The sequence below is a fragment of the Mesobacillus sp. ABV4_180 genome (genome assembly GCF_056158485.1).
In genome coordinates this window covers 747,554-758,629 of sequence record NZ_JBSWTJ010000001.1, presented here as the reverse complement: position 1 = coordinate 758,629, position 11,076 = coordinate 747,554, and the positions used below count along the sequence as shown (strand labels likewise).

Sequence of the window (11,076 nt, the reverse complement as noted above, 5' to 3'; positions counted from 1 at the left end):
CTTTATGTCGAATATACTCACCAAAATAGTAAGGAGTGATTACATTTTGATTGTCAAAAAAAGAACAACACCTTTACGTATCCTTATTGATGAAGCTTTATTGCGGCGTCTTCCTCTCAATCATCCAAAAAGGAGCGAAATTCTCCAGGATCTTTTGATTCGAAAAGCTGGATTAAAAGGTGAACAGGATATGGATTATTACTTAAACCTTCTAAATGATTCCGAGTTTTATATTCTCCAGGATATTCGCCTCCCCTTGCGCAAAAATCACTTTCAAATGGATTTCCTCATACTTTCAAATACATTCATCCTTTTAATCGAAAATAAAAATATGCCAGGTATTATAGAATTTGATCCCGATTTCAATCAAGTCATACGGAGACATAATGATAAAGTTGAAATTTATGATGATCCTGTCATTCAAGTAAAAAGGCAATTGATTCAGCTGGTGCAATGGCTCAAACATAACCGCTTCACGATTCCTCCTATTGAATTCCTCGTTACTTACAGCAATCAAGGCTCCATCCTTCAAAATCCAACAAAAAATGAAGAAATATATAAAAGAGTTTGTAAGGGCGGCTCTGTAGTCATGAAAGTGGAAGAGTTCAAAAATACATACAAAAACGAGATCTTTTCCCAAAAAGAACTAAAAAGGATAATTAAATTATTCATTAAAAGCCACGAACCCGAGGCATCCCATATAAATAAGTTCAATCTATCTCCAACCGATTTTCTCCAGGGTGTTGCATGTCCATCCTGCAGCCAGTTGTATATGGAGCGAATTTCCGGGAGCTGGCACTGTCCAAGTTGTGGAACCAGATCTAATGATGCTCACGTCCAAACAATAAGGGATTACTTTTTGATTGGTAATCCTTCCATTACAAACAAGCAGCTTAGAAGGCTCTTACTGATTCCTTCAGATAAAACAGCCACTAGAATCCTTCTAAAAATGAATCTCCCCTTTTCCGGAACCACGAAAAATAGAGTTTATTATCCTAAATAAGAAAATCCCCTGCCCTTTAATTTGGCAGGGGATTCTTCGCATTTTCCCTGAATTTGGATAAACGAGAGAATAAAATATGTTGGCGAGAGATTTTGTTCTAATGTGAGAGATTACCCAATATATGCGAGAGATTATAAGCTTTTACCGAGAGATTATCCCTTTTTGCCGAGAGATTCTTTCTACACACAAAAAATCCCCCGCTCAACCAGGCAGGGGACCGCAAAATTACTCACCCAAACTCAATTTCGACCTCAAATAAGCATCAATAAACATATCAATATCCCCATCCATTACGGCTTGCACGTTGCCGGATTCGGCGCTTGTGCGGTGGTCTTTGACCATGGAGTATGGATGGAATACGTATGAGCGGATCTGGCTGCCCCAGCCGATTTCTTTTTGCTCGCCGCGAATTTCATCGAGCTCAGCTTGCTGCTGTTCGATTTCACGCTGGTAAAGCTTAGCTTTAAGCATCTTCATCGACGTTTCACGGTTCTTGATCTGTGAACGTTCTGCCTGTGATGATACAACCACACCAGTTGGCAAGTGCGTAATCCGGACAGCAGAGTCAGTCGTATTGATATGCTGACCGCCGGCACCGCTCGCACGATACGTATCAATTTTCAAGTCTTCAGTGCGGATGTCGATCTCGATTTCGTTGTTGAATTCCGGCATGACTTCGCAGGAAACGAATGAAGTATGGCGGCGGCCCGATGAGTCGAATGGCGAAATACGAACCAGACGGTGTACGCCTTTTTCAGCCTTCAAATATCCGTAGGCATTGTGCCCTTTGATCGCCAGCGTGACACTCTTGATGCCGGCCTCGTCACCAGGAAGGTAATCCAAAGTTTCGACCTTGAAGCCGCGCTTTTCCGCCCAGCGCGTGTACATCCTGAGGAGCATGGAACCCCAATCCTGTGACTCCGTACCGCCAGCACCCGGATGCAATTCAAGGATGGCATTATTTTTATCGTATTCCTCGCTCAGTAAAAGCTGAAGCTCGAACTCACTCATGCTCTCTTTGAATTCAACGAGCTCCTTCTCAAGCTCTTCCCTGAGATCCGCGTCATCTTCCTCTTTTACAAGCTCATAGGTTAAATCAAGGTTCTCGTAAGTCTCGCTCAGCTCGTTGAACACATTGACCTGTTCTTTCAGCCCATTCGCTTCATTGATGACGACCTGCGCTTTCTGCTGGTCATCCCAGAAATCCGGTGCCAGCATTCTGTCGTCTAGCTCAGCGATTCGCGCTTCCTTGTTCTCGAGGTCAAAGAGACCCCCTGAAGTCCGCTAATTTCTTAGCTGTTTTCTCAAGCTCATTCCTGATATCTGCTAATTCCATATCGTTCACCTCATAATAAAGTTAATTTCTATTATATCTGACTCTAAAAAGAATTTCACATTTAGCCTCACAAAAAGAAACCAGCGGATGGTCCGCCGGCCTCTTGTATCAGTTTATTCAGCTTTGCCGCAGCAGTTCTTATATTTCTTGCCGCTGCCGCAGATGCATTGATCGTTACGGCCTACATCCATTGACTTGACGACTGGCTTTTTCTTGACCTTGCCGCCTTCGCCTTCTTTTGGATTCACCGCATGGCCTTTCGCTACTTCCTGGCGCTCAAGGTTGCTGCGGATTTCAGCCTTCATGATGTATTTCGCAACATCGTCTTCGATGGAAAGAATCATGTTCTCGAACATCGCGAAGCCTTCATGCTGGTATTCGCGCAGTGGATCGATCTGGCCGTATGCACGGAGATGGATACCCTGGCGAAGCTGGTCCATTTGGTCGATGTGGTCCATCCACTTCGAGTCAACGGAGCGAAGAACGATTACTTTTTCGAACTCACGCATTTGCTCGTCAGTCAGCATGTCTTCTTTTTCATCATAGCGTTCTTTCACCTTCGCCATGATGGCTTCGATGATTTCATCCTGCTCTTTGCCCTGAAGGTCTTCGACAGTCATGTCGGCTTGGTGTAGCAAGTTGCCATTTACATAATCGATGATGCTGTTCAGATCCCATTTTTCCATATCCTCGCCTGCTGGAGTATGGGCAGAGACATTACGTTCAAGGGATGACCTGATCATTGTTTCAACAATGCCGCGAAGGTTTTCGGATTCAAGGACCTCGTCACGCTGCTTGTAGATGATTTCACGCTGCTGGCGAAGAACATCATCGTACTGAAGCAATTGCTTACGAGCATCGAAGTTGTTACCCTCAACACGTTTTTGCGCAGATTCAACGGCTCTTGAAACCATCTTGCTCTGGATTGGCTGGCTGTCATCCATGCCAAGGCGCTCCATCATCGCTTTCATATTGTCAGAACCGAAGCGGCGCATCAATTCATCTTCCATGGAAAGATAGAACTGAGTGACACCAGGGTCTCCCTGACGTCCGGAACGTCCGCGGAGCTGGTTATCGATACGACGGCTTTCGTGGCGCTCAGTACCAACAACAGCAAGGCCGCCAAGTTCTTTTACACCTTCACCAAGCTTGATGTCTGTACCACGACCTGCCATGTTTGTCGCGATCGTAACCGCACCTTGCTGGCCGGCTTCAGCGATGATTTCCGCTTCACGCTCATGATTTTTCGCGTTCAGGACATTATGCTTGATGCCTTTTTTCGATAGATAGGCAGAAATGATTTCAGACGTTTCGATTGCAACTGTACCGACAAGGACTGGTTGGCCAGCCTTATTGCGCTCTGCAATGTCCTCGGCAACAGCCTTGAATTTCCCTTGCATTGTTGCGTAAATCAAATCCGGACGGTCGTCACGGGCAATCGGACGGTTCGTCGGGATAACGACAACGTTCATATTGTAAATATTGCGGAATTCCTCTTCCTCAGTCTTAGCCGTACCCGTCATACCGGACAGCTTTTCGTACATACGGAAGTAGTTCTGGAATGTGATTGTTGCAAGCGTCATGCTTTCGTTCTGGATATCAAGACCTTCTTTTGCCTCGATCGCCTGGTGCAATCCTTCGCTGTAGCGGCGGCCTTTCATCAGACGGCCAGTGAACTGGTCTACAATGACAATCTCGCCGTCCTGGACGACGTAATCAACATCGCGGTGCATGCTCGCTTGTGCTTTCATCGCCTGGTTGATATGGTGAAGCAATGTCACATGCTTGATGTCAAAAAGGTTCTCGATACCAAATCCTCTTTCGGACTTGGTAATTCCTTCCTCAGTCAGCTGGACACCCTTCGTCTTCTCATCATATGTGTAATCTTCATCGCGCTTCAATGTGCGGACAAATGCGTTTGCCTGAATGTACAGTGCGGCAGATTTTTGCGCCGAACCTGAGATGATCAGCGGAGTTCGCGCTTCATCGATCAGGATGGAGTCAACTTCATCGATGACGCAGAAGTGCAGGGGTCGCTGAACTTTCTGTTCCGTGTATAGCACCATGTTGTCACGCAGGTAGTCGAAGCCAAATTCATTGTTCGTACCATAGGTAATATCCGCGCGGTACGCTTCCTGCTTTTCTTCCTTCGTCATGCTGTTCAGGTTCAAGCCAACAGTTAGGCCAAGGAACTCATACAGCTTGCCCATCTCAACGGCGTCACGGCTTGCCAGGTATTCGTTGACCGTGATAACGTGCACGCCTCTGCCAGTTAGAGCGTTAAGGTAAACAGGCATCGTTGCCGTAAGGGTTTTACCTTCACCGGTTTTCATCTCGGAGATGTTTCCTTCGTGAAGTGCTATACCACCCATCAACTGAACCTTGTAAGGGTACAGGCCAAGCACACGCTTTGCTGCTTCACGGACAACCGCGAATGCTTCAACAAGAAGATCATCAGCGGTCTCGCCATTCTGGTAACGGTTCTGGAACTCGACCGTTTTTTCCTTAATCTGCTCGTCCGACAGTTTTTCCATATCGCCTGCAAGCGCATCGATTTGATCCGCCATTTTAGTCAGTCTTTTAATATCGCGTTTATTCTGGTCGAAAATTTTCGTTAAAATCCCCATACAGACGCTCCTTTTATCTATTGAATCTTGTTGTATTTGTTTAGTTAAAAATTGCTCCAAAGAAAAAAGATTCGCCCTGAATGCACCGAATCCCTTTTTGAAAAATTCGATTTCTTTCTTATTACTATCTTACCACTTACGATTGGGGGTGACAACTTATCCAGGACTGCGAAAAAGTCCCTCTGCTGGTTTAACAGAGGGACTCGGTTATTATTGATTCTTCATAAACTCCAAAACTTCTAAGTCGATCTTACCCTTTTCCTGCTCTCGCTCTTCAAAGTTCTCGGTGTGGATGTAGGAAGTCAGGGCTTTATGGAGCTCTTCTTCGTCTGATGGATCTGACTTCAAGTAATCAAGACGCTTGAGGTGCTGGACGATCGTTTCCTTTACCTCACCTACAATTGCCACCACGTTCTCAGGCTTTGATTTTGCAAAATAAAGCTGCTGCAGGCCGTAAATACGAATCAGTTCCGTGATTGGCTCAGGATGGTCGTCGACACGCAAATCGATGTAACGGTCATTGTAACCGCCGTAGCCACCCTTCTCTTTGACGACAAGAAGTGCTGCTGACTGCTGGCCCCTGCTGTCTCCACCGGATTGCTGACCGGCATTGAGCGCCTGCAGCAGTCGGTGCGCCAGAGATCCTTCCGTAGCTTCAAACGTTTCCGCCATTGCCTTCACCGTATTTTCATCCACTAAAATATTTCCCTGTGCCGCGAAGTGCTTGCCAGTTACCCCGCCTGCCCAGTCATAGCAGTATGAACCAGTAAAAGTGGCGGCGTTGCCGTGAGCATCAATCAGACCTACCTGACGCATCTCCTTGTCAGGATCATCCTTTGTGATCAACTCCAGTGCTTCTTCCGCTGTTCTCCCTTGCGCCATTAATTCGAGCGCATGCGGTCCATAGGCTGTATTCGCGTATGATTGGGTAGCCACAGCTCCCACTCCCGCCTTAGCAAAAGGCACAACCGCCCCGACTCCAAGGAATTTAGATTGAACAGCAATTCCCCATTCTTTTTCATGAGGATCATAGCCTACGATTGAAAATGTCATTTTGGATCGCCTCCCATTAAAAAATTATTTCGGCGTCCGGTATAATTTCTCCTTCAAAAACACAAATTAAAAACCCACAGCCAATTTCTGACTGTGGGTAGATTTTGAGATTATTGTGCTTCAATCAAACCATAACGACCGTCGTTACGCTTGTAAACAACGTTTGTTTGGTTTGTTTCAGCGTTTGTGAACACGTAGAAACTGTGGCCCAGCATGTTCATCTGAAGGATCGCTTCTTCGCTGTCCATTGGCTTCAAGTCGAAGCTCTTTGTACGGACAACTTCAAGATCCTCTTCGTCTTCAACCTGCTCGACTTCAGTGAAAATTGGAACGAAGTCCTTCAGGCTTTCCTTATCACGGAATTTGCGGTTTACCTTTGTTTTATGCTTGCGAATTTGGCGCTCTAACTTGTCAGTGATCAAATCGATCGCCGCATACATATCTTCATGAGTTTCCTCTGCGCGAAGCACAAGGTCCTTCATCGGAATCGTAATTTCAACTTTAGATTTCTTATCTTGATAAACTTTCAGGTTCACGTTCACGTTGGCATTGGGTGACTCGGTAAAATACCGGTCAAGCTTCGCAATCTTCTTCTCAACATAATCTCTGATTGCTGGCGTTACCTCAATGTTCTCTCCACGAATGTTGTAGTTCATAGTGGACTCCTCCTTTGGGATATGACTATGTATTACTAATTCTATTTTACCCCAAAGAACTCCTGCAAAAACAGTAATAAGATTTGACGATTTTATGTCTGTTTTTACTGTCGAGATAGTAAATATTTTGCAACACCTTGTCCTAAAACAGAAAAACCGCCCGTAATTGGGCGGTTAATTGATGTAAGAAGGCCTGAATAATTTAGTGATTTCCCTGGACCATTCAGAAAAAGCAGGATAGATTCTTTCTCCAATTTCTTCCTCCCAAGTTGTGTGGTTCTTATATTGAAGCATGAGTGCTTTTTCAACTACATATTTAATCCTAAAGAATTGATCGAGTACGCCTGTTTGATCAGCAAAATGGTCAGCGAGCACCTTGTTGGATTGTTTAATTTGCATAAGAGCCATTAAAACATCTTCCCATAAATGTTCAGCACCAGATATGTTACCTTGGTCGAGACTGGCAATAATGTGGCCAAAAGCTTCTTCAATTGTATTAAGCAGTCCGACATACTGTTTTACCAATAGATATTTTTCTTCATATAATGCATCCAATCTATTCACCTATTTCTTCTTGTCGTAAAACATACCGTCCATCGAAAGGCTTTGATATGGATTAACATATTTAGTGTTAGATTCTTTTTTCGCCTGCAGGTTTTTGATATCTTTTTGAATTGAGATTTTTTCTGCCTTTAAAAGCTGGTCAAGCCTGGTGTTCAGCTGGACAATTTGCTTGCCCAGCTCTGTCTCCTCAGGAGTATAAGGAGAGACGATTTCTTTTATTAGAACCTCTCGCTTTTCCAAAAGCTCTTCAACCTTAGAAATTTTATCATTCCGCTCTCCGTGAGGCTTTTGTAAAATTTGAATCAATTCAATAGTAGCCTGATAAAATTCCTTTACAGCGCTCATTAAGCCATGCCACCCTGGCTGTATTGTTTCTGGCGATTCATTTGAATGACCTGCTTCCATGTATCGCGGAAGTCCGTTACTAGCCCTTCAACTTCCTTCAGAGCCGCAAGATCATTATTAATATTTGCATCAATCAGACGGCGGTTCATATAGTCATATAACGACATCATATTTTGCGATACTTCAAGGTCCATATTTAGAGTAACCATTAGCTCCTGGACAATCTTTTGTGCCTTCTGAATGTTCGTATTCTTTGATGAAATATCATTTGTTTTAATTGCAGCATTTGCCAGGTTGATAAATTTCAAACAACCATTGTATAGCATCAAAGTCAATTCACCTGGAGAAGCGGTGTTGACAGAGTTCTGCTGGTAAGACTGGTAAGGATTATTTAGTGCCATTATTTACTCTCCTTTTTGAAAGGGAAATTAGTACATGCCGCCGCTAAACTGTTGCATCAAATAGGCAGACTGGCTATTTGCTTTTTGGATTGCCTTTTCCATCGCAGTGAACTGACGCCAGTAACGGTCTTCGATTTGTGTCAAACGTGACCCGAAACGGTTTATTTGACTATCTACACTATCTAATTGACGGCCAAGTGTGAACTGCTTAGTAGTCGAGAAGGAGTTCCCTGCCCTGTCTTTTAGCTTATCCATCGCACCGTTAACAGTATCATAAAGACGATGTATGATTCCCTGTTCATCGCTAGTTGTTCCTGTTCCACGGAACAGGTTTTCGACGGACTCAGGATTGTCTTCAATTGCTTTCTTTAGTGCCGCCTCATTAATTTCAAGCTTTCCACCTTCAAGATAGTTTGCAGTAGTCTTTATCCCAATGCTAGCTAACTGATTCATTAGCGGATCAACAGCTGCATTTCTAACTGGAGCATAAAAATTGCTTCGCATACTGCCGAGAACTCCGGTAAGAATTGAATCACGTTTTAATAACCCGCTTTTCGCCTTTTCTTCCCACTGCTCCTGCTGCTTATCTGTCAGTGACTCACGTTGTTCATCCGTAAGAGGCTTATAGCTGCGATAATATTCTTCCGAAGTTTTCTTTTGGATTTTATCGATCAGTTCGTTGTACTTTTCTACAAAAGCTTTGATGTTTTCAAATACCTTATTTGAATCATTGCTAACATTTATTTCAACTGCTCCAGTTGTAAATTCTTGCTTTAATGTAAAAGTAACCCCGTTCATTTCAAAAGTATTCGAGCTTCTTTCCGTATCAAGCCCGTTAATTGTGAATTTAGCATTTTCACCACCTGTTTCGATTCCAGTGCCGAATTGTAAAGCCTCATTGAGAAAATTTCCTGTTGTGATGATTTCCCGATTTAGAACTCCAGGTGAAGATTCCCCTGTATTAAAGTCCCCGGTTTCTTTTCTTGTCATAGTCAATTGATCGGAAAAAGAATCGTGGAACATCGTGACACCGGCATTTGAGCTATTGACGCGTGATATTACACTGTTAAGTGATTCCGATCCCTGAACACCAAAGTTTTCCCGTACAAGCCCTTTTGATGTATAGGATGACACCGCGAAGGTAAAATAATTTTGAGTATACTCTACCTTGATTTCTCCTGATGAACCTACCCCATCATTGAGCGAGAACTTGCCAGTTTCCACATTGATGGTTCCCACAATTTTGTTACCGTCATTTACATCAACAAGAGGTTTGTCTGCTGCAGTAACCGTTGAATCAATAGTGAATCCCTTATCCCCGAGCGTCAATTTCAGATCATTTCGAATCGAGCCTTTGGCAAGCTGAAAATCTTTCTTTATTCCGTTATATGTAAAAGATTCAACCTTCTTATCTGTAAAATAATCCACTTTGATACTGCTATTGATTGTCAGATCATCCTTGAATGTTAGCTTACCTGCAGTATCTACATATACCTGGTTAGCACCCAGGCCATTTGCAGGTATTGCGGAAACAACTTCATATGATGTCCCATTGACTTTTACATTCATGAAGGCTAAGTCCTTCATTTGAGCACCCTTTAGATCAATTGTGAACTCATTTTCTTGAGAAGTGACATTAATGGTAGTCGATTCAACAGCACCAGCTTTCCAGCCAAATGTCTTATTGGCAAAATCAGTTCTGGATTGGAACAATCCCTTGGTTGGGTCGACTTTTTTACCATCAGCTGAAATTTCGCTTCCATTTTTCAAGGTAGCTGCAGTTGCGAGTTGGTCAACTTTCGATATCAAGTAGGAGGAAGCTGACGCAGCACTGGTTGCTGTTGCAGTTACCCTATCTTGTTGTGTAGATGAGGTTACACGGCTTCTATATTGGGTTGTTAGCTTCATATTCATCAATTCGGACCTGAAATTCAACAATAAGCTGTTCATAGAGCGATAATCATCTCGTTGCCATTCAAGGGTCTGCTTCTGCTGTTTTAATTTATCTAATGGCATACGCTCAGCTTTCATCAAGTCACCGACTATTTGATCGATGTCCATTCCGCTGGCAAGTCCACCTATTCTCATACTTGACATTATTTATCACCTTCAGATCTTTTTATCCACCATTAGGCCAATGAATTCAGTCATGGCTGCATAAAAATCAAGCATTTTCTTTGGCGGAATTTCCCTTACCGTTTCTTTTGTATTTTCGTCGATGATTTTCACGTAGTACTCATTCAGCTTTTCATGGAATTCGAACTTTAATGCAGTAGGAGAAGCTTCCATGATTTTGTTCATTCCATCAACAATTTCTTTTGCTTTTTCTTTCGGAAAAGTAATATTCTCCTCTGATTCTTCTTTTTGATCAATAGGTAAACTTCTTTCTTTTTCCTGTATCTGGTTTGCAGCATTTCCAAATTCAATGCTTCTAAGTTGTGAGGATAATTGATTTGATGATACACGTTCAATCATCTCTACGTCCCCCTGATATTTCATTGTTTTACATTATATCGGAAGAAAAATGAGTTTCTTTAGTTTGTTATATATCAAGATAATAACAAAACGGACTCAGAACGTTCGTTCTGTTTTAAAGAAAGAGATTTTGAATGGAAATGCTGGAAGTTTAACTATAAAAGGTTCAGAGAAGCTAAGATTCAGATTCCAGCATCGTTAGCCATATAGGCACTTTTTTAAACTGTCCGTAAACGAATCTGGAGGGTACCTACTTTTCTTTTTTGCTTATTAAAATTTCTTTGATTAACTCTATACAATTCATCCTACTTTTCACGTAGTGCCCGTATTGATACATCCTTGAACCAATCATTGTAGCCACTTCGGCTGACACCTACCAGCTCACATAGGTAGAAAACAGCTTTCTCTAACTCATGTTCTATTAAAGAAAACCTCTCAACTGCCGTTAAAATCATTTCTTCTTCAGCGCCCGCCTTTCTAACTCTTCCAGCTTTTTTAAGAAGTCTATTTCTGCCTCAAGGAATTTAATTATTACTTCAGCTTTCTTTAATTTCTCTTCAACTGAAAGGTGCTTTGAAGAGGGGCGTCCTATACTTCCTTTGTCTCTGCGTTACGT

10 protein-coding genes and 1 pseudogene are annotated in these 11,076 nt (G+C 42.9%); 2 read left to right on the top strand and 9 right to left on the bottom strand.

From position 1 onward, the window contains the following. Nucleotides 1–4 precede the first annotated feature (4 nt). Together ACXAEA_RS03710 and ACXAEA_RS03705 are read left to right on the top strand one after the other, a co-directional pair. Nucleotides 5–442: pseudogene (locus ACXAEA_RS03710) on the top strand (nuclease-related domain-containing protein); the annotation flags it as partial. 147 nt (nt 443–589) lie between these two features. Then, nucleotides 590–1,003 (top strand): hypothetical protein, encoded by a 414-nt coding sequence (locus tag ACXAEA_RS03705; RefSeq protein WP_475098193.1) that lies wholly within the window; start codon nt 590–592, stop codon nt 1,001–1,003. A gap of 225 nt (nt 1,004–1,228) precedes the next feature. On the opposite strand, the gene prfB is transcribed toward ACXAEA_RS03705, so the two are convergent. The 9 genes from prfB to flaG form a co-directional block, all read right to left on the bottom strand. Then, nucleotides 1,229–2,339 (bottom strand): peptide chain release factor 2 gene (gene prfB, locus ACXAEA_RS03700; RefSeq protein WP_475094590.1). Its coding sequence is split into 2 segments (ribosomal slippage): nt 1,229–2,266 and nt 2,268–2,339, totalling 1,110 coding nucleotides; the frame shifts between segments, so codons are not numbered across the junction. 113 nt (nt 2,340–2,452) lie between these two features. Beyond that, nucleotides 2,453–4,966, bottom strand: a complete 2,514-nt coding sequence (secA, locus tag ACXAEA_RS03695) for a preprotein translocase subunit SecA (protein ID WP_475094589.1) — start codon at nt 4,964–4,966, stop codon at nt 2,453–2,455. A gap of 210 nt (nt 4,967–5,176) precedes the next feature. After that, the gene (locus ACXAEA_RS03690; protein WP_475094588.1) at nt 5,177–6,019 is read right to left on the bottom strand and encodes a DUF1028 domain-containing protein; all 843 of its coding nucleotides are present in this window, start codon (nt 6,017–6,019) and stop codon (nt 5,177–5,179) included. Between the two features lie 110 nt (nt 6,020–6,129). Then, the gene (gene hpf, locus ACXAEA_RS03685; RefSeq protein WP_475094587.1) at nt 6,130–6,675 is read right to left on the bottom strand and encodes a ribosome hibernation-promoting factor, HPF/YfiA family; all 546 of its coding nucleotides are present in this window, start codon (nt 6,673–6,675) and stop codon (nt 6,130–6,132) included. A 174-nt stretch (nt 6,676–6,849) separates the two neighbouring features. Further along, a complete protein-coding gene (locus tag ACXAEA_RS03680) occupies nt 6,850–7,239 on the bottom strand; it encodes a DUF8042 domain-containing protein (RefSeq protein WP_475094586.1) in 390 nt (129 codons plus the stop codon). Continuing rightward, the gene (gene fliT, locus ACXAEA_RS03675) at nt 7,240–7,584 is read right to left on the bottom strand and encodes a flagellar protein FliT (protein ID WP_475094585.1); all 345 of its coding nucleotides are present in this window, start codon (nt 7,582–7,584) and stop codon (nt 7,240–7,242) included. Beyond that, nucleotides 7,584–7,985, bottom strand: coding sequence for a flagellar export chaperone FliS (gene fliS / locus ACXAEA_RS03670; RefSeq protein ID WP_475094584.1), 402 nt, complete (start codon nt 7,983–7,985; stop codon nt 7,584–7,586). The genes fliT and fliS overlap by 1 nt, the downstream gene beginning before the upstream one ends. Before the next feature lie 27 nt (nt 7,986–8,012). Next, nucleotides 8,013–10,082: a flagellar filament capping protein FliD gene (fliD, locus tag ACXAEA_RS03665; RefSeq protein ID WP_475094583.1), complete on the bottom strand. Its 2,070-nt coding sequence runs from the start codon at nt 10,080–10,082 to the stop codon at nt 8,013–8,015. A 12-nt stretch (nt 10,083–10,094) separates the two neighbouring features. Beyond that, complete coding sequence (flaG, locus tag ACXAEA_RS03660) at nt 10,095–10,460, bottom strand: flagellar protein FlaG (RefSeq protein ID WP_475094582.1); 366 nt, start codon at nt 10,458–10,460, stop codon at nt 10,095–10,097. Nucleotides 10,461–11,076: the final 616 nt, after the last annotated feature.